Source organism: Microbacterium sp. zg-B185 (assembly GCF_030246885.1).
In the GTDB taxonomy this organism is placed as follows: Bacteria; Actinomycetota; Actinomycetes; order Actinomycetales; family Microbacteriaceae; genus Microbacterium.
The window spans coordinates 1,461,381-1,484,750 of sequence record NZ_CP126739.1 but is presented as its reverse complement, the minus strand read 5'-3'; the positions used below and the strand labels follow the sequence as shown (position 1 = coordinate 1,484,750).

24 protein-coding genes are annotated in these 23,370 nt (G+C 69.5%); 5 read left to right on the top strand and 19 right to left on the bottom strand.

The annotated features are described in order from the left end of the window. Positions 1 to 40 precede the first annotated feature (40 nt). Positions 41 to 2,140: an alpha-1,4-glucan--maltose-1-phosphate maltosyltransferase gene (locus tag QNO12_RS07120; protein WP_374761022.1), complete on the top strand. Its 2,100-nt coding sequence runs from the start codon at positions 41 to 43 to the stop codon at positions 2,138 to 2,140. Beyond that, positions 2,137 to 4,317 carry a 1,4-alpha-glucan branching protein GlgB gene (gene glgB, locus QNO12_RS07115; RefSeq protein WP_257502081.1) on the top strand — a complete coding sequence of 727 codons (2,181 nt, stop codon included), beginning with the start codon at positions 2,137 to 2,139 and terminating at the stop codon, positions 4,315 to 4,317. Before QNO12_RS07120 ends, glgB begins: the two co-directional genes overlap by 4 nt. 30 nt (positions 4,318 to 4,347) lie before the next feature. Here glgB and QNO12_RS07110 read toward each other — a convergent pair whose 3' ends face one another. Beyond that, a complete protein-coding gene (locus QNO12_RS07110; RefSeq protein WP_257502080.1) occupies positions 4,348 to 5,289 on the bottom strand; it encodes a tetratricopeptide repeat protein in 942 nt (313 codons plus the stop codon). Beyond that, a complete protein-coding gene (locus tag QNO12_RS07105) occupies positions 5,286 to 7,100 on the bottom strand; it encodes a DUF8094 domain-containing protein (RefSeq protein ID WP_257502079.1) in 1,815 nt (604 codons plus the stop codon). The genes QNO12_RS07110 and QNO12_RS07105 overlap by 4 nt, the downstream gene beginning before the upstream one ends. A gap of 174 nt (positions 7,101 to 7,274) precedes the next feature. On the opposite strand from QNO12_RS07105, the gene QNO12_RS07100 reads away from it, so the two are divergent. Further along, positions 7,275 to 8,321, top strand: coding sequence for an AI-2E family transporter (locus QNO12_RS07100; RefSeq protein WP_257502078.1), 1,047 nt, complete (start codon positions 7,275 to 7,277; stop codon positions 8,319 to 8,321). A 21-nt stretch (positions 8,322 to 8,342) separates the two neighbouring features. Here QNO12_RS07100 and QNO12_RS07095 read toward each other — a convergent pair whose 3' ends face one another. From QNO12_RS07095 to rpsB, 9 genes are all read right to left on the bottom strand, one after another. After that, a complete protein-coding gene (locus QNO12_RS07095) occupies positions 8,343 to 9,065 on the bottom strand; it encodes an alpha/beta hydrolase (RefSeq protein ID WP_257502077.1) in 723 nt (240 codons plus the stop codon). A gap of 1 nt (position 9,066) precedes the next feature. Continuing rightward, entirely contained in the window at positions 9,067 to 9,351 is a 285-nt protein-coding gene (locus QNO12_RS07090) for an Rv1322 family protein (RefSeq protein WP_257502076.1), read from the bottom strand. 5 nt (positions 9,352 to 9,356) lie between these two features. Continuing rightward, positions 9,357 to 10,112 (bottom strand): aggregation-promoting factor C-terminal-like domain-containing protein, encoded by a 756-nt coding sequence (locus QNO12_RS07085; protein ID WP_257502075.1) that lies wholly within the window; start codon positions 10,110 to 10,112, stop codon positions 9,357 to 9,359. Between the two features lie 59 nt (positions 10,113 to 10,171). Then, positions 10,172 to 10,741 (bottom strand): DivIVA domain-containing protein, encoded by a 570-nt coding sequence (locus QNO12_RS07080; protein WP_257502074.1) that lies wholly within the window; start codon positions 10,739 to 10,741, stop codon positions 10,172 to 10,174. Then, on the bottom strand, positions 10,741 to 11,784 hold the full coding sequence (locus tag QNO12_RS07075; RefSeq protein ID WP_257502073.1) for a phosphatidate cytidylyltransferase: 1,044 nt from the start codon (positions 11,782 to 11,784) through the stop codon (positions 10,741 to 10,743). Before QNO12_RS07075 ends, QNO12_RS07080 begins: the two co-directional genes overlap by 1 nt. 7 nt (positions 11,785 to 11,791) lie before the next feature. Continuing rightward, on the bottom strand, positions 11,792 to 12,346 hold the full coding sequence (gene frr / locus QNO12_RS07070) for a ribosome recycling factor (RefSeq protein ID WP_257502071.1): 555 nt from the start codon (positions 12,344 to 12,346) through the stop codon (positions 11,792 to 11,794). Positions 12,347 to 12,397: 51 nt separating this feature from the next. Continuing rightward, positions 12,398 to 13,117 (bottom strand): UMP kinase, encoded by a 720-nt coding sequence (pyrH, locus tag QNO12_RS07065; RefSeq protein WP_257502070.1) that lies wholly within the window; start codon positions 13,115 to 13,117, stop codon positions 12,398 to 12,400. Between the two features lie 121 nt (positions 13,118 to 13,238). Then, complete coding sequence (tsf, locus tag QNO12_RS07060) at positions 13,239 to 14,066, bottom strand: translation elongation factor Ts (protein WP_257502069.1); 828 nt, start codon at positions 14,064 to 14,066, stop codon at positions 13,239 to 13,241. A 139-nt stretch (positions 14,067 to 14,205) separates the two neighbouring features. Further along, complete coding sequence (gene rpsB, locus QNO12_RS07055) at positions 14,206 to 15,183, bottom strand: 30S ribosomal protein S2 (protein ID WP_257502068.1); 978 nt, start codon at positions 15,181 to 15,183, stop codon at positions 14,206 to 14,208. Between the two features lie 333 nt (positions 15,184 to 15,516). Between rpsB and QNO12_RS07050 the strand changes: the two genes are divergently transcribed. Then, entirely contained in the window at positions 15,517 to 16,083 is a 567-nt protein-coding gene (locus QNO12_RS07050; RefSeq protein WP_257502067.1) for a murein hydrolase activator EnvC family protein, read from the top strand. 31 nt (positions 16,084 to 16,114) lie between these two features. On the opposite strand, the gene QNO12_RS07045 is transcribed toward QNO12_RS07050, so the two are convergent. Genes QNO12_RS07045 through QNO12_RS07030 form a run of 4 tightly spaced genes read right to left on the bottom strand, consistent with a single transcriptional unit; the run spans position 16,115 to position 20,185 of the window. Next, positions 16,115 to 17,023 (bottom strand): tyrosine recombinase XerC, encoded by a 909-nt coding sequence (locus QNO12_RS07045; RefSeq protein ID WP_257502066.1) that lies wholly within the window; start codon positions 17,021 to 17,023, stop codon positions 16,115 to 16,117. Between the two features lie 50 nt (positions 17,024 to 17,073). Further along, positions 17,074 to 18,300, bottom strand: coding sequence for a DNA-processing protein DprA (dprA, locus tag QNO12_RS07040; RefSeq protein ID WP_257502065.1), 1,227 nt, complete (start codon positions 18,298 to 18,300; stop codon positions 17,074 to 17,076). Beyond that, positions 18,297 to 19,826, bottom strand: coding sequence for a YifB family Mg chelatase-like AAA ATPase (locus QNO12_RS07035; protein ID WP_257502064.1), 1,530 nt, complete (start codon positions 19,824 to 19,826; stop codon positions 18,297 to 18,299). The genes dprA and QNO12_RS07035 overlap by 4 nt, the downstream gene beginning before the upstream one ends. After that, positions 19,823 to 20,185: a YraN family protein gene (locus tag QNO12_RS07030; protein ID WP_257502063.1), complete on the bottom strand. Its 363-nt coding sequence runs from the start codon at positions 20,183 to 20,185 to the stop codon at positions 19,823 to 19,825. Before QNO12_RS07030 ends, QNO12_RS07035 begins: the two co-directional genes overlap by 4 nt. 166 nt (positions 20,186 to 20,351) lie before the next feature. On the opposite strand from QNO12_RS07030, the gene QNO12_RS07025 reads away from it, so the two are divergent. Continuing rightward, positions 20,352 to 20,675 carry a DUF2469 family protein gene (locus QNO12_RS07025; protein ID WP_257502062.1) on the top strand — a complete coding sequence of 108 codons (324 nt, stop codon included), beginning with the start codon at positions 20,352 to 20,354 and terminating at the stop codon, positions 20,673 to 20,675. 9 nt (positions 20,676 to 20,684) lie between these two features. Here the strand turns inward: QNO12_RS07025 and rnhB are convergent, their stop codons facing one another. The 4 genes from rnhB to QNO12_RS07005 all read right to left on the bottom strand — a co-directional run bounded on the left by rnhB (position 20,685) and on the right by QNO12_RS07005 (position 23,355). Further along, complete coding sequence (gene rnhB / locus QNO12_RS07020) at positions 20,685 to 21,344, bottom strand: ribonuclease HII (RefSeq protein WP_257502061.1); 660 nt, start codon at positions 21,342 to 21,344, stop codon at positions 20,685 to 20,687. 1 nt (position 21,345) lies between these two features. Continuing rightward, a complete protein-coding gene (gene lepB, locus QNO12_RS07015; protein WP_257502060.1) occupies positions 21,346 to 22,194 on the bottom strand; it encodes a signal peptidase I in 849 nt (282 codons plus the stop codon). Between the two features lie 155 nt (positions 22,195 to 22,349). Beyond that, positions 22,350 to 22,697, bottom strand: coding sequence for a 50S ribosomal protein L19 (gene rplS, locus QNO12_RS07010; RefSeq protein ID WP_257502059.1), 348 nt, complete (start codon positions 22,695 to 22,697; stop codon positions 22,350 to 22,352). Positions 22,698 to 22,866: 169 nt separating this feature from the next. Next, positions 22,867 to 23,355: an MFS transporter permease gene (locus QNO12_RS07005; protein ID WP_257502058.1), complete on the bottom strand. Its 489-nt coding sequence runs from the start codon at positions 23,353 to 23,355 to the stop codon at positions 22,867 to 22,869. Positions 23,356 to 23,370: the final 15 nt, after the last annotated feature.

The following is a 23,370-nucleotide window of genomic DNA, read 5'->3' as shown; positions in this document are numbered from 1 at the left end:
GAGCCTGTCCCCTCGCCGAGGCTCGCGGTAGGTTCGAGGGGTGGTCACGACGACGCGCTCCGTGCGCACCCGCCCCTGGCGAAGCGCCTCGCCGATCCCCCTTCGGACAGTGGATGACCCGCCGCCCGAGTCGGCCGCCGCGGTCTCCGGGACGGTGACTGCGCGCATCCCGATCGTGCTGCCCTCGCCGTCGGTGCCCGGGGGGCAGTTCCGCCCGAGCGCGTTCTCCGGCGAAGCGGTCCCTTTCCGAGCCACGGCCTTCCGCGAGGGCCACGACCGCATCGGCGTGCACGTCAGGCTGTTCTCCCCCTCCGGCGATGAGTCGCTGCATCGGCTGTCCGCCCTGGAGGACGGGTTCGACCGGTGGGAGACCACGATCGCGCCGCTCGAAGAGGGGGTCTGGAGCTTCCGCTTCGAGGCTTTCGCCGACGACTTCGCCACCTGGGAGCACGCGGCCGAGGTGAAGATCGCGGCCGGCGTCGACACGGCGATCATGCGCGAACTCGGCGCCCTCCTGTTCGAGCGGGCCGTCGCCGACCAGAGCCGCCCGCTTCCCGAGCGGCGTCGGCTGGAGAACGCCGCCCGCGATCTGCGCGATCCCGCAACGGACGACGGACGGGCTCTGGATGTGGTGCGCGACCCGTCGATCGCCGCGTTATTCGCGGTGCGGCCGGTGACCTCGCTGATGACCGTCGGGGCGACCCTGGAGCTGCTCGTGGAGCGAGAACGCGCCGGCGTGGGCGCGTGGTACGAGTTCTTCCCCCGGTCTGAGGGCGCGCGGCCACTGAAGGACGGCACCATCAAGAGCGGCACGTTCCGCTCCGCCACGCGGCGTCTCGCCGGGGTCGCGGGGATGGGGTTCGACGTGCTCTACCTGCCGCCGATCCACCCCATCGGCCGGGTGAACCGCAAGGGCCGCAACAACACCCTCGACCCGCAGCCGGGCGATCCCGGATCGCCGTGGGCCATCGGCTCCGACGAGGGCGGGCACGACGCCGTCCATCCCGACCTGGGGACGCTCGCGGACTTCCGCGCGTTCGTGCGGGCCGCACGCGAGCGGGGCCTGGAGGTCGCCCTCGACTTCGCGCTGCAGGCGGCACCGGACCACCCCTGGGTCTCCGCTCATCCGGAGTGGTTCACGACCCTCCCGGACGGCTCGATCGCCTACGCCGAGAACCCGCCCAAGAAGTACCAGGACATCTATCCGATCAACTTCGACAACGACCCCGAGGGGATCCGGGCGGAGGCGCTGCGCATCCTGCGCCACTGGATCGCGCAGGGCGTGAAGATCTTCCGGGTGGACAACCCGCACACCAAGCCGCTGCAGTTCTGGGAGTGGCTGATCGCGACGGTCTCCGCCGAGAACCCCGACGTCGTGTTCCTCGCCGAGGCGTTCACGCGACCCGCTCCGCTGCAGGGCCTCGCCCTGGCGGGGTTCCAGCAGAGCTACACCTACTTCACCTGGCGCAACACGAAGAGCGAGCTGGAGGAATTCCTCACCGGCCTCGCCCATGACACCGCCGACTTCCTCCGCCCGAACCTGTTCGTAAACACGCCGGACATCCTCACCGAGTATCTGCAGTTCGGGGGCCGACCGGCCTACAAGATCCGTGCCGCGATCGCGGCGACGGGTGCGCCGACGTACGGCGTGTACGCCGGGTACGAGCTGTACGAGAACGTCGCGCGTCCCGGTTCCGAGGAGAACATCGACAACGAGAAATACGAGTACAAGCTCCGCGACTGGGACGCCGCCGAGGAACGCGGAGACTCGTTGGCGCCCTACCTGAGGCGCCTGAACGAGATCCGCCGCGACCATCCTGCGCTCGGGCAGCTGCGCAACCTCACAGTGCACTGGAGCGACGACGACGCCATCCTGGTGTACTCCAAGACCCTCAGCGCCGAGCTGTCCTCCACCGGGCGGGCCGACACCGTCATCGTGGTGGCGAACGTGGATCCCCACTCGGTGCGCCAGACGATGGTGCATCTGGACACCCGAGCCTGGGGCGTCACTCCCGGTGAACCCTTCGAGGTCGAGGAGCTTCTGACCGGCCAGCGCTGGACCTGGGCCGATTACAACTTCGTCAAGCTCGACGCCTTCCACGAGCCTGTCCACATCCTGCACGTGAAGGAGTCGCGATGAAGACCACCACCGATGACCTGCTGGACGCCGTGGCCGAAGGCACCCATCACAACCCGCATTCCGTACTCGGCATCCACCGCGGGACGAACGCCGAGGGTGCGGTGGAATGGACCATCCGCGCCCGGCGTCCGCTGGCCCGCAGTGTGACCGCCGTGTTCCCGGACGGCACTCGCGTGCCGCTGGAGCACGTCCGCGGGGGGATCTGGGAGGGTCAGCGCGCCGGTGAAGACGGCCGGTACACGCTGCTGGCCACCTACGAGGACGGCTCCGACCACACCGCCGAGGACCCGTACCGCTTCGCGCCGACGATCGGTGAGCTCGACCTGCACCTGATCCGCGAGGGCCGGCACGAACAGCTCTGGCGCGTGCTCGGCGCCCACGTGCGCGAACTGGACGGCACCGTGGGCACGTCCTTCGCCGTGTGGGCCCCGAACGCGCGGGCGGTGCGCGTCGTGGGCGATTTCAACGGCTGGGACGGCGCCTCGCATGCGATGCGGTCGATGGGCGGCAGCGGAGTATGGGAGCTGTTCGTGCCGGAAATCGGCGTGGGCGCCACATACAAGTTCCAGCTGCTCTCGCGCAGCGGCGAGTGGGTCCTGAAAGCGGATCCGATGGCCCGATACGCGGAGATGCCTCCGGCGACTGCGTCCGTGATCACCGAGTCGGAATACACCTGGTCGGATGCGGCCTGGATGGCGCAGCGGGCGAAGAGTCAGCCCATCTCCCAGCCGATGTCGATCTACGAGGTCCACTTCGGCTCCTGGCGTCCCGGGCTGTCCTACCGCGACGGTGCGGATCAGCTGATCGAATACGTGACCGCCCAGGGCTTCACGCACATCGAGTTCCTTCCGCTGGCCGAGCACCCGTTCGGCGGATCCTGGGGCTACCAGGTGACCGGCTATTACGCACCGACCAGCCGCTTCGGCACGCCGGACGACCTGCGTTATCTGATCGACCGCCTGCACCAGGCCGGTATCGGCGTGATCATGGACTGGGTTCCCGGGCACTTCCCCAAGGACGCGTTCGCACTGGCCCGGTTCGACGGTGAGCCGCTGTACGAGCACTCGGATCCGCGCCGCGGTGAGCACCGGGAGTGGGGCACGTACATCTTCGACTACGGCCGCAGCGAAGTGCGCAACTTCCTCGTGGCCAACGCGCTGTACTGGTTCGAGGAGTTTCACGTCGATGGGCTGCGCGTCGATGCCGTCGCATCGATGCTGTACCTGGACTACTCGCGCCAAGCCGGCGAATGGACGCCCAACGTGCACGGCGGGCGCGAGAACCTGGAGGCGATCCATTTCCTGCAGGAGGTCACGGCCACGTCCTACAAGCGCTATCCCGGCATCGCGATGATCGCGGAGGAGTCCACCAGTTTTCCCGGGGTCACCGCACCGACCAGCCAGGCGGGTCTCGGGTTCGGCTTCAAGTGGAACATGGGTTGGATGAACGACTCGCTGCAGTACATCTCACGCGACCCGATGTACCGTTCGCACCACGAGGGCGAACTGTCGTTCTCGTTCGTCTACGCCTTCACCGAGAACTTCGTGCTGCCGATCAGTCACGACGAGGTGGTGCACGGCAAGGGCAGTCTGTTCTCCCGGATGCCGGGGGATCACTGGCAGAAGCTCGCGAACATGCGCGCGTTCCTGGCCTACATGTGGGGTCACCCCGGCAAGCAGCTGCTGTTCATGGGTCAGGAGTTCGGTCAGCCCTCCGAGTGGGCCGAAGGACGGGGCTTGGACTGGTGGATCCTCGATCAGCCCTCGCACGCCGGCCTGCAGAGCTTCGTTGCGACGCTCAATCGCGTGTACCGCGACAACTCGGCGCTGTGGGCGCGTGACAACGACGGCACCGCCTTCTCCAGGCTGGGCGGCCCGAGCTGGAACCCCAACGTGATCGCCTTCACACGCCGCGATTGGCACGGCAACGCCGTGGCCGTCATCTGCAATTTCTCCGGCGTGCCGGTCCACTCCTACGCTCTGGACCTGCCCGCGCCGGGCGTCTGGCACGAGATTCTCAACACCGACGCGCAGGACTACGGCGGCTCGGGCGTCGGCAACATGGGGCTCGTGCAGGCGAACGACTCGGGGCGCGCAACGATGGTGCTCCCGCCCCTGGGTGTGCTGTGGCTGCGGCACGACCCGGACGCCCACATCCCCTCGCCGACGCGCGGCTGATCCGCGTGCGCTGAGGCGCGTCGCCGCCGGCTAGAACAGCAGGGAGGCGAGGCGGCCGCGGGCGCGGATCACACGCGGGTCGGCGTCGCCGGTCAGCGCGAACAGCTCGAGCAGCCGCTCGCGCACGGGCGTGCGCTCGTCCGGCGCCAACGCGGCGAACAGATCCAGCAGGCGCTCGAACGCGTCCTCGACGTGGCCGCCGGCGACATCCAGGTCGGCCACGGCGAACTGCGCGTCCACGTCGGTCGGTGCCGCGGCCGCAGCGGCACGTGCCGTCTGCAGGTCCAGGCCCTGCACGCGGCTGAGGAGCTTCACCTGACCGAGGCCGGCACGCGCGTCATCGTCGCGGGGATTCTCGGCGAGGGCCTTCTCGTAGGCCGCGATCGCACGGTCGTAGTCGCCCGCTTCGATGGCGTCGAACGCTTCGGCGTGCAACGGCGGCAGCGGAGGCTCGACGGCTGCGGCGTCCTCGTCCCCATCGGCTTCGGCCGGGTCGACATCGAGCGTCCCGGTGACGCCGTTCTGGGCGGCCAGCTGCAGCAGCTGCGCGAAGACCTCACGGACCTGCTGCTCCGGCACGGCTCCGGTGAACAGCGGGACAGGCTGACCGGCGACCAGGGCGACCACCAACGGGATCGACTGAGCGCGGAACGCCTGGGCGAGCTGCGGATTGGCGTCCACGTCGACCTTGGCCAGGACGAGGCGGCCGCCCAGTTCGGTGACGACGCGCTCCAGGATGGGGCTGAGCTGCTTGCAGGGACCGCACCACTCGGCCCACAGGTCGATGACGACCGGGACGGTGCGGGACAGCTCGAGAACCTCCGGGAACGTCTCGTCCGTGACGTCCATCACCAGCGAGCCGGTCGCCGCAGCGGCAGGCTCCGTGCCGGCCGGAGCGGGAGCGGGCCGGTTGCGGAGTGCAGACAGGTCGACGGCGCCGCGCAACGCGGCACCGGGGGTTACGTCCGTCAACTGATCACCTTTGCATCGAGGATTTCGGATCCGTACCCGAGCAGGCGGATCTTCTCCGAAGACCCCTGACCCGGAACGTAGAAGAACAGCTGGTCGCTGAACGTCGTGGAGAAGCCGGTTGCGGACTGCTCCGCGCCGGCCAGCGTCTTGACCGTCGGGTTGCTGTCCAGCTTGATGACCGCGTCGGCGTTCGTCGGCTGGACGGTGTCGACCTCGTTCATGTTGATGGCCACGATAGCGCCGCTTTCGAGTGTGGCCAACGCGAGCGGCGGGTGGGTGCCGGGCATGGACTCGAAGGAGAGGCTTCCGGTGGATGCCGCTGTGGTGTTGAACTCCGCAAGGCGCTGGTCCCGGTCGGCGGCGATGCTCACGCGGAACTGGTCGCCCTCGGCTTCGAACTGGTCGTAGAACTCGCTGGCCTCGCCGTTGTTGATGATGTCCGCGTAGGCGGCGGCGAGCTGATCCGGCGGCATCACCAGGAACGAGGAGTCCGGCGGCACCTGGGCGGCGCCCACGTACGCCGGGGCGAGGTCGGGCATCTGCGTGGCCGCTTCGAGGCTGGACAAGTAGGTCAGCTTGTACGGCGCCCACGCATCCGCCTGGGTCATCAGCATGATGCTCGCCGTCTTGTCAGCCTCGCTGTTCACGACGGCCATCACCGAACGCGGCCACCCGTCGTAGGCCTGCGGGAGGACGATTTCGAGAGGCTTCACCGGGATCGCCGTCGGCGCCTTGTAGTCGGCGATCGCGGCGCGCAGCGTGTAGTTGGTGGTGCGCTCGGCCAAGACGGCGCCGGTCAACCGCGTCGCCGCAAGCGTGGGGTCCAGGGCCGCGTCGGCGTCGGCTGCGGTCGCGGCGATCCGGGCGATGATCCGCTCGGCCTGCGCTTCGGTGACTGCCGGTGCCTGCTGGCCCTCGGGCACGATGACGGTCGCCGTGGGCGTCGGCGTGGGGCTGCCGGCCAGCTGCGGCCAGGAATCCGCCGAGCATCCGGCGAACAGGAGCGCCGAGACCGCGACGGCCGGGATGACCGTGAACGCGCGCCGGCCGGATGTCACGGAGCGGCGGGTCGGGGTGGCGCTGATGACGCCCTTGTCCGCCCCCTCGACGGCAAGGTCGATGGGCTGGGTGGCGGCGAGCGGGAGGCCCTTGCGGCGAGGGCCGCGCGAACGGCGGGCGTGACGGATCCCGAGGATGTACAGGAACACGCCGATCACCATCAGGATGCCGCCGATGACGATGAGCGGACCGGCCAGCGGGGTGGCGCTGGCGATCGGCCATGAGACGGTCACTTCCGCTGGCGCGGCCTCGATGCCGTCCGCGGCGACGAGCACGCTCATCTCCTCGGGAAGCTGCAGCGGTGCGATCAGGAGATCCTCTTGCTGGAACTCGTCCAGCCAGAGGTCCGATCCGACCGGGCTGCGGACCGGGGCCGCCGGCTCGGTCGCCCCGGCCTCGGCAGCGGCAGCCGTCTCGTCCTCGACCGCGGTCGGTTCGATCGCCTTCGTGACGATCTCGCCGTTCTTGTCGAGGGAGACCTGGTTGTAGGTCGTGTCGGCCAGCCAGGCCTTCATGTCGGCGGTGCGGCCGTACGCCGCGAAGATCTCGCCGTCGCCCTGCGCGCGCAGCGTCTGCGCACCGGGCACCATGTTCAGCACGTCGCCGTCGATCAGGAGGTACGGCGCACCCTCGGAGACCGAGATGGCGGCCGTTTCCGTCTTGGGACCTTGGAAGACGGTGCGTTGGGCGATGCCTGCCCCGATCATCACGGCAGCCAGGACGAACGCCGCTACGGCCCACACGAAACGCACAGAACACCTTTCCGGGCCCGCAAGACTGAGCAGCGGGCCACCTACTCGACATTCCAGACTAGCGACAACGACCTGAAAGTCCTCCGGGAGGCGCCAATCCCCGCATGAGCGCCCTCGTGTGCTTATCCTGACGTGACAGGGTCGACGGCCCGTCGAGAGAGGCTGGATCGCCACATGAAGGTGCACAACCCGTTCCGCGTCGCGTTCGTGGCGACTTTGGGCGTCGGACTCGGGATGGTCCTGATCGGGAGCATCCAGACCCTGTCGACCATCCTGCTGTACGTCGGCACGGCGCTGTTCCTGAGCCTCGGTCTGGAGCCTGCGATCTCCTTCCTCGAGCGGCGCAAGCTGCGGCGCTGGGCGGCGGTTCTCATCACGATCCTGGCGGTCCTGGCTGCCTTCGCCGGGATCGTGCTGATGCTGGTGCCCATCATCACCAGCCAGGTCAGCCAGCTGATCGCGGCGATCACGCGAGTCGTGCAGCGCGGGACGACCCTCGATGACATCAAGGAATGGCTGGGCGGAGTCTTCCCGAATCTCGATGTCGAAGAGGTCTTCGTCTTCGTCCAGGACTGGATCGAGAACCTCGACTATGCGTCGATCGGCGAAGGCGTTCTGGCGGTCGGCGCCGGCGTGCTCGCCGGCCTGGCCGGAGCGTTCATCGTCCTGATCCTGACCATCTACTTCACGGCATCCACTCCCAACCTGAAAGCCGCCGTCTACCAACTCGTGCCGGCATCCAAGCGCGCGCGGTTCATCGACATCGCCGAGCAGATCACGAAATCCGTCGGCTACTTCGTCATGGGTCAGGTCACCATGGGCGTCATCAACGGCGTGCTCAGCGCGATCCTCCTCTCCATCATCGGGGCCCCCTTCCCCGCGGTGCTGGCCGTCGTGGCCTTCTTCTTCTCGCTGATCCCGCTGGTGGGCACGCTGACCGGCTCGGCGATCATCGTCCTGACGTGCCTCGGCCTCGGCTCCCCGACGACGGCGCTGATCGCGGCGATCTATTACCTGATCTACATGCAGATCGAGGCGTACGTCATCTCGCCGCGGGTCATGAACCGAGCGGTGTCGGTCCCCGGCGCGGTCGTGGTGATCGCCGCCCTCGCGGGCGGGTCGCTGCTGGGTCTGCTGGGAGCGCTGATCGCGATTCCGGTCGCCGCCAGCATCCTGATCATCTACCGGCAGGTCGTGATCCCGCGCCAGAACGAGCGCTGAGAAGACTGCCGCACTCGCCTGTCACTGGCTGAGCGGTCCGTCCCATTCGGTGGCGAGCGGCAAAGCGTCCGGGTTGACGGCCGCCACGATCTCGGTGAGGACCCGTCGGGTCTGGCTCTCCCCCACCCACAGGTGCTTGCCGCCCTCGACCGGGATGAGCACCGCATCCGGAAGGGACGCGAACTTCTCCGCGGCCTCGTCGGGGCGCAGATAGTCGTCCAGCTCGGGGACGACCACGACGACGCGACGAGAACCGCCCGCCCAGGCTGCGACCTCTTCGGGCGTCGTCCTGTGCAGCGGCGGCGAGAGGAGGATCACTCCCTCGATGTCGTGGTCCAGTCCGTACTTCAGCGCCACCTCCGTGCCGAACGACCAGCCCACCAGCCAGGGGCGCGGCAGCCGGCGCGTGCGCACGAAATCCATCGCGGCAGCCAGGTCGAACGCCTCCGCGCGACCGCCGTCGAAAGCGCCCTCGCTGGTGCCGCGCGGCGACGTGGTCCCCCGCGTGTTGAATCGCAGGACGGCGAGGTCGGCCAGAGCGGGAAGACGGGCCGCCGCCTTGCGGAGGATGTGCGAGTCCATGAACCCACCGGCCGTGGGCAGCGGATGCAGGGTCACCAGGGTGGCGACCGGTTCCCGATCCGCCGGGACGGCCAGCTCCCCGACCAGGGTCAGGTCGTCCAGGGTGTGCAGTTCGATGTCCTCCCGCCGGGCAGGCAGGAGCACGGGTCCGCGGATGTCCATGTCAGGCGATCCTCCAGCAATGCGTGTGCCAGTGTCTGCGACCGGCGAGATCGGCCTGATCGCCGAGCACGCCGTCAGCGCGCCAGACCACCAGGTGGGCGACGCCGCCGAGGACCGAGCGACCGCAGCCGGGGCAGACATAGCTCTTCGCCGCCTGCGCGGCCGTGACCGGCTGCACCGTCCATTCCACACCCCGTCGCACCTCGGTGCGCTTCCAGCCGGTGATCAGTCGCTCCAGGGCGTCGTCGCCGTCGTCCTCGGGGCGCCGACGGTTTGGCCGCGGCATGGCGGTCAGTACCAGCCGACGCGCTCGGAGTGGTCCCACGCACCGCACGGCGATCCGTAGCGACCGCCGATGTAGCCGAGGCCCCACGAGATCTGCGTGGCCGGGTTGGTCTCCCAGTCCGCGCCTGCGCTGGCCATCTTGTTGCCGGGGAGGGCCTGCGGGATGCCATAGGCGCCGCTGCCGGAGTTGTACGCATTGACCCGCCAGCCGGATTCGCGGTTCCACAGCGCGACGAGGCAGGCGAACTGGTCATCGCCCCATCCGCGCGCCAGCACCATCTCGTAGGCGATGCCCTGCGCGGTACCGGGATCCGGTGTGACGAACGGCGGTCGCCACCCCGACGAGGAGGACTCCTCCGCGTCGTCGTTCGCGGCGACGACCGGCTCCGGTGTCGGCGTCGGCTTGGGGGTGACGTACACGGTGTAGCCGGCACGGTCCAGATCAGCCGCGGCCTGCTCGCCGGCCTCGCGTGCGAGCAGCAGCCGCTGCGCGTCATCCAGCGTGCTGGAGTAGAGCGTGACGGGTATAGGCTCCTGCGCGCGCGCCTCGGTGAGCGCGACGCCGGTGGGTCCGATGTACGCGGCCGCGAACCCGATGACGGCGAACGCGGCGAACACGCCGGCGACGCCGCGGCGGCGCGACCAGCGCGGAGAGGTGGGGCTCCGCCGGTGGGAGGCCACTGCTACCGCCGCCGTGTCGAGGGTCGCCGCATCCTGACGGGGCATTCCTCGGGCGGGAATCATCTCGTTGCCGGAAGTCACAGTGTCCCGAGTCTAACCAGCACAGCGCGGGCGTGCCATCCGGGGTTGCTTTTGCGACATCACGCGACGGCGAGGATGACTTCGATCACGGCATCCAGAACGGCGTCGACCTGGGCTTCGCGGTATCCCCCGCGCTGCATCCGGAACGCCACGCCGCGGACCTGCTCCACCGACAGCGCCTCACCGGTTTCCAGATAGCGGGCGAGCTTGTCGGCGACCAGATCCACCTCGTCGATGCGATATCCGTAGCGGAGGCCGCCGACCCGATCGAACCGTCGCCCCTTCGGACGCGAGAGGCGATCCAGCACCACCTGGGCGGTTTCGCGGGTCTGTCCGACCCATGCGTGCACGCCGCCGTCGGCGACCGCCGCCTCGCGCTCCCGTGCCGCGAACGCGTCTTCGATCCGACCGAGCGCGTCGTCCACCGCGGAGATCACGTAGCCGTGCCGAACGATCGGGAATGCGACCCGCCGCACGTCCGCCGAGGTCATCTGGTCCGCCTCGTCGCCGTATCTCTCGAATGCGTTGCGGGCGCGCAGGAGAAACGCGTCCACGGCGCGCTTCTCATATCCCTTCACCGACCCGTGGGTCTCGGCGAACGTGATCGTCGCGGTATCGGACGTGGTCATCACGCCGCCAGCGGAGAGAGCAGGTAGAACAACGCGAGGGCGCCGACCGCCGAGGGCAGGATCGAATCCAGCCGGTCCAAGACGCCGCCGTGACCGGGAAGCCATGAGCTCATGTCTTTGATACCGAGATCGCGCTTGATCATGGATTCGCCGAGGTCACCGGCGGTCGCGGTCCCCAGGATCACTGCGCCGATCACCAGGCCGGTCCACCACGGCAGCCCGAGCATGAACAGTGACAGCAGGACACCGGCGATCAGGGCCGCCAGCGCGGCACCCGCGAAGCCCTCCCAGGTCTTCTTCGGACTGATCCGGGGAGCCATCGGATGCTTGCCGAACGCGATTCCCGCGGCGTACGCGCCGGTGTCGGAGGCGACGGCGATGATGATGAAGGCCAGCACCCACCACTCCCCGCCTTCTTGGCGGAGCAGGATGAGACACAGGCTGGTCAGGAACGCGACGTACAACTGCAGGAACCCGGCGATGAGGACATCGCTGAGAACAGCGCCGTAGGTGCGTCCGTCCCTTGCGAACATCTGGGCCAGCAGCCGCCAGACGATCACCAGTGCGACGGCGACGAACGCCGCTATCCAGTGCACCCACAGGTCCACGAAATACCCGGAGAGGATCAGCAGCGTCCCGATCACCAGCTGCGGGATCAGGTCGACTCTGCGCCCCGCCCCGATCAGGGCGCGGCCGAACTCGAACATGCCCAGCAGTCCCGCCCCGAGTGCGAAGAGCACGAAGACCCACTTGAGGAAGATCAGCGAAGCGATCAGGGCCGCGCCGATCGCCAGGCCGATCAGGATTGCGAGGATGAGATCCCGGCCGGTGCGCTGCTTGATCCGCTCGTTAGCTTCCTCGAACTCCGCGCGGGCCTGCGCAACCTGACTTTCGAACTCGGTACGGGCCGCCCGCACATGCGATAACGCCGGGCTGACGGCGCCGGGCGAGGACCTGCGGTGCTGGCGGGCGGCCTCCCGCCTGGTCAGCGGCGCGTCCGTGGGCGGCTCGTCACCCGGCTGCTCGCGGGATGCGTCGGTCATGGTGGACTCAGATCTCGAGGAGCTCGGTCTCTTTGCGCTTGAGCGCGTCGTCGATCGCGTCGACGTGGGCGCGCGTGAGCGCGTCGAGTTCCTTCTCGGCGCGCGCGAGCTCGTCCTCGCCGATGTCGCTCTTGAGCGCGTCCAGGTCATCCTTGGACTTGCGCCGGATGCCGCGGACGTGCACCCTGGCGTCCTCGCCCTTCGCGCGCACGATCTTGACGAACTCGCGGCGGCGCTCCTCGGTCAGCTCCGGCAGCGTGACGCGGATGATGTTGCCGTCGTTGGTCGGGTTGGCGCCGATGTTCGGGGTGTCGCGGATGGCCTGTTCGATCGCCTTGAGCGCGGACTTGTCGTACGGCGTGACCAGGATGGTGCGCGCCTCGGGGTTGTTCAGGGAGGCGAGCTGAGCCAGCGGCGTCGGCGTTCCGTAGTAGTCCACGGGGATCTTCTGGAACAGCTGCGGGTTCGCACGACCGGTCCGGATCGTCGCGAAGTCTTCCTTCGCACCTTCAACGGCGCGATCCATGCGCGTGCCGGCCTCGGCCAAGACGTCGGCGATCACAGTGACTCCTATCGGTAGATCTGAGGGCTAAGTCTAGTGGCGGCGATCAGGTCACGCCGTGACGAGCGTGCCGATCGGCTCGCCCAGCAGCGCCCGGGTGACGTTGCCAGCCGGCTCCATGCCGAACACCCGCATGTCCATGCGGTTGTCCATGCACAGGCTGAAGGCGGTCGAGTCGACCACCTTGAGCCCGCGCTGCAGGGCGTCCATGTACGTGATGCGCTGGATCAGGGTCGCGTCCGGGTCCTTGTTCGGGTCCGCGGTGTAAACGCCGTCCACGCCGTTCTTGGCGACCAGCACTTCGGATGCGCCGATCTCGAGGGCGCGCTGGGCGGCGACGGTGTCCGTGGAGAAATACGGGAGTCCGGCGCCGGCGCCGAAGATGACCACGCGGCCCTTCTCCATGTGCCGCTCGGCCCGGCGCGGGATGTACGGCTCGGCGACCTGGGTCATCGAGATCGCGGACTGCACGCGGGTGGCCGCACCGGCCTGCTCGAGGAAGTCCTGCAGCGCGAGCGCGTTCATGACCGTCCCGAGCATGCCCATGTAGTCGGCGCGGCCGCGGTCCATGCCGCGTTGGCTCAGTTCCGCGCCGCGGAAGAAGTTCCCGCCGCCGACGACGACGGCGATCTCCACGCGGTCCACCGCGGCGGCGATCTCGCGGGCCATCTGACTGACGACATCCGGGTTCACGCCCAGCTGTCCGCCTCCGAATGCCTCGCCGGAGAGCTTCAGCAGGACCCGCCGGGTTCCGGTCGCTTCATCGATCACGTGTCATCCTCTCATCGCCTGCAACCATCTGTCGCTGCACGTCTACCGGGCGCCGCGGGCGCTGACGCGCTCACGGCATGAAAAAGACCCGCATCGATGTGATGCGGGCCTCTTCACGGTGCTAAGCCCCGACCTTGAACCGGGCGAAGCCCGTCAGGGTCAGTCCGGCGTCCTTGGCCACCTGCGCGACGGACTGCTTGTTGTCCTTCGCGTAGTCCTGGTCCAGGAGCGAGACCTGCTTGAAGAACGCGTTGACGCGGCCCTCGACGATCTTCGGGAGGGCGGCCTCCGGCTTGCCCTCGTTGCGGGAGATCTCGGTGACGATCTCACGCTCCTTCTCGACGTCGGCCGCGGGGACCTCGTCGCGGGAAAGGTAGGACGGGTTGGCGAAGGAGATGTGCTGCGCGATGCTGCGAGCCGTCTCGGCGTCATCGCCCGTGTACGCCAGCACCACACCGACCTGCGGGGGCAGGTCCTTGCTGGTCTTGTGCAGGTACACCTCGAACTTGTCGCCGGAGAGGGTGCGGACGCGTCGGAGTTCGACCTTCTCGCCGATGATGGCGGCCTCGTCGGCGATGAGCTGCTCGACGGTCTGGTTGCCGGCGGGGGCTGCCAGAGCAGCCTCGACGGAGTCGGCGCCGACAGCGGCCGCGGCATCCGCCACCTTGTCCGCGAGCGAGATGAAGCGCTCGTTCTTGGCGACGAAGTCGGTCTCGCACGCCAGTTCGACGAGGGTGACCTTGCCGTCCTGCTCGCGAGCGACCACGAGGCCTTCGCTGGTGGACCGGTCCGCACGCTTGGCGTTGCCCTTCGCGCCCTTCAGACGCAGGATCTCGACGGCCTTCTCGACGTCGCCGTCGGCCTCTTCGAGCGCCTTCTTGGTGTCGACCATGCCGGTCCCGAGCTGCTCGCGCAGCGCCTTGATGTCGGCGATCGTGAAGTTTGCCATGGGTAGTGGCTCCTTGATTGTGATGAGTTCGTGTGAGTGCGTGGGCGGGCCGTGCGAACGAGGTCCGCCGAGAGTGCTGCAGACCGGGGCGAGCGTGTGCTCACCGCCGGCCTGCAGCGCAGTGCTGACGGGTCAGCGCCTACTTGGCGGCTTCGGCTTCGGCTTCGGCGACCTCGGCGACCGGCTCGCCTGCGGCGATGGCCTCGTCGTGAGCCTCGGCACCGGCGACGTCATCGGCGGACTCGGTGGTCGCCTCGATCACGGCTGCCTGCTCGTCGGCGACCAGCTCGGACGCCTCGGCTTCGGCCAGTGCGACGTCGGCGACCTTCTCGGTCTCGGCGGAGGACTGCTCAGGCGTGCCCTGCTCGAGCAGCTCGCGCTCCCAGTCGGTGAGCGGCTCGGCCGCCTCAGCGGTGTCGGAGGGCTGGTGACGCTGGATGAGACCCTCGGCGGCGGCGTCGGCGATGATGCGCGTGAGCAGGCCCACCGAGCGGATCGCGTCGTCGTTGCCGGGGATCGGGTACTGGAGCTCGTCCGGGTCCGCGTTCGTGTCCAGGATGCCGATGATCGGGATGCCGAGCTTCGTGGCCTCGTTGACTGCGAGGTGCTCGCGCTTGGCGTCGACGACCCAGATGGCCGACGGCGTCTTGGACATGTTCCGGATGCCGCCGAGCGACTTGTGCAGCTTGGTGAGCTCGCGCTTCTTCAGCAGCAGCTCCTTCTTGGTGAAGCCGCTGTCAGCAGGGTTGTCGTAGTCCAGCTCCTCGAGCTCCTTCATGCGCGCGAGACGCTTGGAGACCGTCTGGAAGTTGGTGAGGAGGCCACCGAGCCAGCGCTGGTTCACGTAGGGCTGGCCGACGCGGGTCGCCTGCTCGGCGATGATCTCCTGTGCCTGCTTCTTGGTTCCGACGAACAGGACCGTGCCGCCGTGGGCGACCGTCTCCTTGACGAACTCGTAGGCCTTGTCGATGTAGGTCAGCGACTGCTGCAGATCGATGATGTGGATGCCGCTGCGCTCGGTGAGGATGAAGCGCTTGACTTTCGGGTTCCACCGGCGGGTCTGGTGTCCGAAGTGAACGCCGCTGTCCAGCAGCTGGCGGATTGTTACGACGGCCATAGCCGTTCTCCTGTTCTCGACGCGGGGAAAGCGCCGCTTGCGGTTGTGTGTTCCGCCGGACCGGACTGGTCGGCGCGCCTGGTGCCCGGCACACTCCCGCTCCTGCGCGGACCCTCTGTCGAGAGCCGCGCCATGAGACCGGTGGGAATGGATGCCGCGCTCCCACGAACTGCGTTCGCGGTCGCGCTGTGGGCACGCGTATTCACCCCGACAAACGAGGTGTCCGTCCAGTGTACCAGGCGGGCCTCCTCCCCAGCCGCGTCGGAACGGCCCCTCTCCCCCCTTCCCGCCCACCCCGGCACACGAGCGCGCCCAGGTCGTCACCCTGGATGAATGGCTCCCGCTCGCCCATCCGGTGCTCGCGGCCCCGGTCGAGCGACCGTGGCGTGGGGAATCGGCGCGGCGCTGATCCTGTCGGCGACCGTCGTCGTGAGCACGCCGGCCGCGGACGCGGCGGTGACCCCGGTCGCACCCGCCGCGGATCTGTCCGGGCTGGGCTGGGTGTGGCCGTCAGAGCGGTTCCGGCTGGTGCGGCCGTTCGTCGCTCCCGCGCACGAATACGCTCCCGGTCACCGTGGGATCGATCTGGATCCGGCGAGCGGCGCGGTGGTGCGCGCACCGGCCGACGGCGTGGTCGCGTTCTCCGGCGCGGTCGCCGGGCGCGGCATCCTGACCATCGATCACGGCGCGGGCCTGGTGACGACCCTGGAGCCGGTGGATTCGGCGCTCGCACCCGGTACGGCGGTGCGCGGGGGCGAGGAGGTGGCGATGCTCGCGGCAGGCGGTCACGCGTCGCCGGGGACCCTGCACTTCGGGGTCAGGCTGGATGGCGAGTACATCAATCCGCTGCTGCTGCTGGGCGGGGTGCCGCGTGCGGTACTGCTCCCCTGCTGCGCCTGACGGCGGCGCATCCGCTCGCTGCCCGCCAGGCTCAGGCACGCGGATGCGCGAGGCGATAGGTGGCGGCGAGCCGTTCCGAGGACACGTGCGTGTAGACCTGGGTGGTGCCGAGGCTGGCATGGCCGAGCATCTCCTGCACCGCCCGCAGATCCGCGCCGCCGTCCAGCAGATGAGTGGCAGCGGAGTGCCGCAGCGCGTGGGGGCCGACCGTCGAGGTCCCCAGGACGCAGCCGAGTTCGCGGGCGACGACGTCGTAGACGGCACGGGGCGTGATCCGTCCGCCGCGGACGCCCCGGAACAGCGCCGGCCCCGCCTCCGCTGCACGGCCGGCGTTCACCAGCGCCGGGCGTGCGCGGGCGAGGTAGGCCTCCACGGCCCTGCGCGCAGGCACCCCGAACGGGACCACCCGTTCCTTGGCGCCTTTGCCGAGCACGCGCACGGTCGCCCGCTCCAGGTCGACGTCGTCGACATCGAGTCCGGTCAGCTCCGACACGCGCAGCGCCGATCCGTACAGCACCTCGAGCATCGCGTGATCTCGCAGCTGGGTGGGCATGCCGTGGGCCGCCCGCTCGGCGAGTTCGTCGAGCATGCCCCGCACGCCGTCGGCGGTCGCGACCCGCGGCAGGGTGCGTCCGCGCTTGGGTGCGACCAGTCGCAGGCTCGGGTCGGACGCGATCAGTCCCTCTTCGGTCGCCCATCCGAAGAATCCGCGCGCCGCCGCGGTGCGGCGCGCCAGCGTGGAGCGCGCATCCCCGCGCTGCGTCGCCTTCCACAGCCACTCCCGCAGCGACTCCAGGTCGACGGCGGCGAGGTCGACGCCCGGCACGGTGCCGGACAGATCCCGCAGATCCGCGCGGTACGCCCGAACGGTCGCGGGCGAAAGCCGACGCACGCGGGCAAGGTGATCCGCGTACCCGTCCGCCGCCGTGTCCAACTCCATGCCACCAGCATGCCCTCGCCGGGCGACGGTCGCCCGACGACGCACGGGACTCAGCCGGTCTGCGCAACCGGACGGGTCCGCCGCCACCCGCCGTTGCCGTTGACGACGGCGCCCTCCAGCGACAGCAGCCCGAGGATAGCGGTGACCTCTGTCGGCGCGAGCCCGGAACGACGCGCGATCTCGGTGGTCTCCCGCCACGTCCGGAAGCTCATGGCGTCGGTGATCCGCGTCCGGTCGTCGGTGCGCCCACCACCGCCGGACGGGGACGGGAGATCGAACAGCGTCGGCTCCAGGTCGCCGAGCAGTTCGATGATCTCAGCGGCGTTCGTCACGCATCGTCCGTCGAACTCGCGAAGCACGCGGTGACAGCCCGCCGAGGACGCGCTCGTGACCGGTCCGGGGACGGCGCCGAGCGGACGCCCGAGCGCGGCGGCGTGTGCCGCGGTGTTCAGCGAGCCGCTCCGCCAGCCCGCTTCGACGACGACGGTCGCACCCGCCAGTGCGGCGATCAGGCGGTTCCGCTGCAGAAACCGCCATTTGGTCGGCGGTGACCCGCACGGCACTTCGCTGAGCACGGCACCCGACTGGGCGATCTGCCGGATCAACTCCGAATGCCCGCGGGGGTACGGCTGATCTGCGCCACCGGCCAGCAGTGCGACTGTGCGGCCGCCGGCAGCCAGCGCCGCCCGGTGCGCAGCGCCGTCGATCCCGTACGCCGCGCCGGACACGACCGTCACACCGCGGCCGGCGAGGTCGGCGGACAGCTCCGCCGCCACGTGCTCGCCGTACCCGCTCGCGGCTCGGGCACCCACCAGCGCCACCGACGGAGTCAGGTGGACCAGGGCGCCGGGGTCGCCCCGCACCCACAACAGGAACGGTGCGTGCTGGCCGAGGTCCGTCAGGGCCGCCGGCCAGTGCCGATCTCCGGGGACGAGCATCGCGAGCTCGGAGTGCCGGGCGATCTCCAGCGCGTTTCGCACCTCCCGGGCGACCAGACGCGGCCGCCACCTGTCACGCGCCTGCTGCCATTGGGCCGCGGTGAGGTCGGTGGTCTCGAGGACGGTGTGCGGAAGACTCTCGGACGACAACGCGGCCAGCGCCGCTTCCGGGCCGAGGGCGGCGACCACCCTGCCCGCAACGCCGTCCCCCGGCTCGACGAGGCAGCTCCACGCGTGCAGCGCGAAGAGCCGACGCGCCGCCTCATCGTCCGGTTCGCCCGCCACCAGCCCGGTCAGCAGCGTCCTCGCCACCGCCGGCGAGGGCAGGAAGTCGATCATGTCGTGATGCCTTTCTTCATGAACAGGGCCCGGCCGATGTCCTGGACCGTCGGCCTGGGCCGGCCGGCCAGGTCAGCGAGGGTCCAGGCCACGCGGAGCACGCGGTCATAGCCGCGCAGCGTCAGCGAGCCGCGCGACAGGGCCGCATCGAGCGGGCGCCGGACCACGGGAGCCAGCGCGAGCGGCCCGTCGCGCAGCCACGGACCGGACACGCGCGCGTTCACGCGCCATGAGGTCTCGCGCAGCCGGTGTGCGGCGCGGGCGCGCGCCTCGGCGACACGGGCGGCCGCGGCATCCGTCGTCACGGTGTCGGCTGCGGGGGCGATCGTGTGCGCGACCGAGACGCGCGTCAGCGCGAGCTCGATGTCGACCCGGTCCAGCAGCGGTCCGGAGAGCCTGCCCAGGTAGCGGCGAACGGCCATCGGGGCACATACGCAGTTCGCCCCGCGCACACCGTGGTTCCCGCAGGGACACGGGTTGGTGGCGAGGATCAGCTGGAAGGACGCGGGGAAGGATGCCGCGATCCCGGCGCGATGGATCGTGATGGTCCCGGTCTCCAGTGGCTGGCGCAGCGCGTCGAGTGCGCTGGGGGCGAATTCGCCCGCCTCGTCCAAGAACAGCACCCCATGGGTGGCGCGCGCGATCGCGCCAGGCCGCACCACCCGGGACCCGCCCCCCACCAGCGCGGCGATGCTCGCACTGTGGTGCGGCGCCTCGAAAGGGGGGCGCCGCAGGAGGGTTCCCACGACGTCGCCGGACAGCGACCGGATCGCGGCCGCTTCGAGCGCCGCCGCGTCATCGAGCGGGGGGAGGATGCCGGGGAGCCGGCTGGCGAGCATCGTCTTGCCCGCCCCGGGCGGACCGCTCATCAGCAGGTGATGACCGCCGGCCGCGGCCGCGATCAGCGCTTCGACCGCCTCACGCTGACCGATGACCTCGGCAAGCTCCGCTGCACGGCGCGGCTCGCCTACGGCGGCTGGGGCGGGGACCGGCTCGAGCTGACGGTCTTCGACCTCGGCGCCGTGCCAGCGTGCCACGTCGGCGAGGGAGACGGCGCCGATGACTTCGATGCCGTCCACGAGCGAGGCTTCCGGCGCGTTCGCGTGCGGCACGACCACGCGCCGGATGCCCTCGCGGGCGGCGGTCAGCACGGCGGGCAGCACCCCCGGAACAGGTCGGAGGCGTCCGTCCAGCCCCAGCTCGCCGATGTGCACGGTGCGCGCAACGGAGGCGGCATCCATGCGGTCTTCGGTGGCGAGCGAGGCGATCGCGATCGCCACGTCGAAGGCGGACCCGTGTTTGGGCAGACTCGCCGGCGACAGGTTGACGGTCAGACGTCGGCGCGGCAGGTCGAGTCCGCAGTTCGCGCTGGCGTTGTGCACGCGCCGCACCGCTTCGCCGAGCGCCTTGTCCGGCAGGCCGATGATGCGGAAGTCCGGTGTCTGATTGGACAGGTCCGCCTCCACCTCGACCAGTGCTCCGTCGAGTCCGGTCAAGGCGACCGCCCAGGTGCGGGCAGTCGTCACCGGAGGTCCTGCAGATGCTCGAGCCTGCCGGTCCACGGATCGGATCCGGTGACGGCGATCGCATCCAGGCGCAGCCGCCGCCCCTGCGCGTGATCCGGATGGGCGGCGATCCACGCCACCGCGAGCCGCCAGAGGCGATGCTGCTTGCGGCCGTCGACCGCCTCGAACGGATGCCCGTAGCCGTCGCCGCTGCGGGTCTTCACCTCCACGACGACCAGTTCGCCCGGACGCGCGACGACCAGGTCGATCTCGCCGTCCGCGCTCCGCCAGTTGCGCTCCAGCACGGTGTAGCCGCACGTCTCCAGGTACTGCGCTGCGCGTGCCTCGCCGGCACGCCCCAGAACATCCTTTGCTGCCATGTACCCAGCGTGACGCGGGCGCCGACCGGCCAGACCGCAGTGAGGCTCGGTGCGGGACAACGTCCCGCGGGAGCGGCCTGGGGAGGAGGAGCGGGGCGAATCCGAGAGCCGCCGACCGCCACCTGCGCCCGCATCGAGCCGGCTCGACTCTAGGATGGGAAGCACCATGGATGACGAAGTCTTCGAAGACTATGACCGCGAACTGGAGCTCGCTCTGTATCGCGAGTACCGGGACGTCGTTTCACAGTTCCAGTACGTGATCGAGACCGAGCGCCGGTTCTACCTCGCCAACGAGGTCAATGTGGTGCGCCGCGACACGGAGCACGACTTCTACTTCGAGATCACCATGACCGACGTCTGGGTCTGGGACATCTACCGCGCCGATCGGTTCGTGAAGTCGGTTCGGGTGCTCACGTTCAAGGACGTCAACGTCGAGGAGCTCTCCCGGCGCGACTTCCACCTGCCCGAGGAGCTTTCGCTGGACACGTGAGGCACGCCCTCAGAACAGTGTCGGCTCCTCCAGCAGCGCCCATGAGGCGCGGTGGTGGTGGCTGATGCCGTGCTTCCTGATCGCCGAGCGGTGCTCGGGACTGGCGTACCCCTTGTTGCGCGCCCAGCTGTAGGCCGGCAGCTCGTCGTGCAGCTCCGTCATCAGCGCGTCGCGCGCCACCTTGGCGATGACGGATGCCGCCGCCGCACTCGCGCAGTCGCGATCGGCCTTGATCACCGGGCGGATGTTCAACCCGGTGCCGCCGGCCGGTGTGATGTAGTCGTGGTTGCCGTCCAGGACGACGATCGCCTCTTCCGGCACGACACCGTGGACGCGCAGGTCGGCAAGGGCTCTAATCGTGGCCAGGCCCAGCGCGCGGATGATGCCGATCTCGTCGATCTCGACGGAGCTCGCCCAGCCCACCGCGCTGGCCGCCACCCAGGTCGCCGCGCGCGCGGCCACCTCCGGGCGCCGGTGCTCGGGGACGAGCTTCGAGTCCCGAAGTCCCTGCGGGACCCGCTTCCGGGAGCGGGGCGCGTCGATCACCACCGCTCCGACGGCGACCGGGCCGGCCAGCGCTCCGCGGCCCACCTCGTCGCACGCGATCACGATCGCGTGCTCTCGCAGCAGACGACGCTCGAGGGTCAGACGGGGCTCGACCGGGCTCATGTCACGGCAGCGGGTTCTCGGCAGGAGCTTCGGGCGGGACGCCGGTGGGGGCATCGGTGGGGGCATCGGTGGGGTCTTCGACCGGCTCGTCCGAGGCCTCGGGGACGCCCCCGAACACGTCGCGGTGGAAGTCCAGCATCCCGAACCGGTCGAACGGCCAGGTGGTCAAGAAGGCCCTGCCGACCACGTTCTCGACCGGGACGAAGCCCTCGCCGGGCTGGTCCTGGTTGTATCGCGAGTCCTTGGACGAGTAGCGGTTGTCGCCGAGGACCCAGAGCCGGTTCTCCGGAACGGTCACATCGAACGGCTCGCCGGAGGCGGGACTGTCCGGGGTGGGCCGCTGCACGTAGTCGGTCTCGTCGATGGGGACGCCGTTGACCGTGACCTGTCCGATCGCGTTGCAGCACACGACGTGGTCCCCTGGCATGCCGATGATCCGCTTGACCAGATGGTCGTCGCTGTCCGGAGCGGCGAGGCCGACCAGGGAGAGCGTCCAGTCCACGCCCTCCAGCAGGAACGAACGCTCGGTCTCCGCACGCGGCGGCAGCCAGCCGCCGGGGTCGCGGAACACGACGATGTCGCCGCGTCCGTAGCCGCCGAAACGGGGAGTGATCTCATCGACGAGGATCCGGTCGTTCACCATGAGCGTGGATTCCATGGAGCCGGAGGGGATGTAGAACGAGCGGACCAGGAAGGTCTTGACCAGGAACGAGACGAGCACCGCCACGAGCACGATGATCAGCACGTCCCGCAGGAACGAGAGCCACCCTCGCCGTCGGTCGCGGGGCTGCGGCTGCGCGGCGCGGGAGGTGGGCGTCGGAGTGGCGGCCGCCGTCTGCTCGGTGGTCATAAGGGTCCTTCTTCGGGCGTGCCGCACGTCGGCGAGCCGCTGCATCAAGGGTCGCACACTCCGCGGCACGCGCAGCGACGTGGGGGCGTTTCCAGCGCCGGAAAGAAACGACAACGCCCCGGGCCGCGGCCCAGGGCGTTGTGCGGAACGGCGCGTCAGTTGTCGCGCTTCTCCTTGATCTTGGCCTTCTTGCCGCGCAGGTTGCGCAGGTAGTACAGCTTCGCGCGGCGGACGTCGCCGCGGGTCACGATCTCGATGTGATCGATGACCGGGCTGTGCACGGGGAACGTGCGCTCCACGCCGACCTGGAAGCTGATCTTGCGGACCGTGAAGGTCTCGCGCACGCCGTCGCCCTGTCGGCCGATGACGACGCCCTGGAAGACCTGCACACGAGAGCGGTTGCCCTCGGTGATGTTGACGTGCACCCGGACGGTGTCGCCAGCGCCGAAGGCGGGAATGTCGGATCGCAGCGAGGCTGCATCGACGGAGTCGAGGATCTGCATGACTTTGCTCTCTGCGGCCGCCACAGGTCGACCGCGGGTACTGGTGGGAAGGATGAGGCGTGTCCGAGGCCTCCGAGCTACGCCGGGACGGCCGGTCCCCCTGAGGCAGAACCTGTCAGGACACAACGGTCTATTCTGCCACGGATGCCGCGGCCGGCCAAAACGGCCCTCAGACGGGCGGCGGCTTCTCGGTGATCACGATGACGTCGCGCTCGGACGGCGCGGGCCGCGGCGTCTGTGCCGGGATGAACCCGATGCCCTCGGTCGTGCGCAGCAGGATGTTCGACGGCTTCGCCTCACGCCACAGCTGCGCCAGCTCCAGCCAGAACAGCGCCAGTCCGACGGCGATCGTCAGGACCATCACCGGCGCCCACCATGCCTGGTTGAAAAAGCCCAGAGCGATCGTCAGCCCGTGCCAGAGAGTGAAGCCCAGCACGTCCCACCACGACACCGCGCGTTCGGCGCGCACCGTCCCGCGTGCTCGAACCAGGAGCGTCAACAGCAACTGGCCCACGAACACCGACGGAATCGCCAGGAAGAGCACCCACAAGAACGCCCAGCCCCCGGCGTTGAACACGCCCCAGCCGACCAGCAGCCACAGGGGAAGAAGGAACGCGGCCGGGATCAACCAGCCGTAGAACGCGCGCCGAACCCACATACGCCGATGCTACGC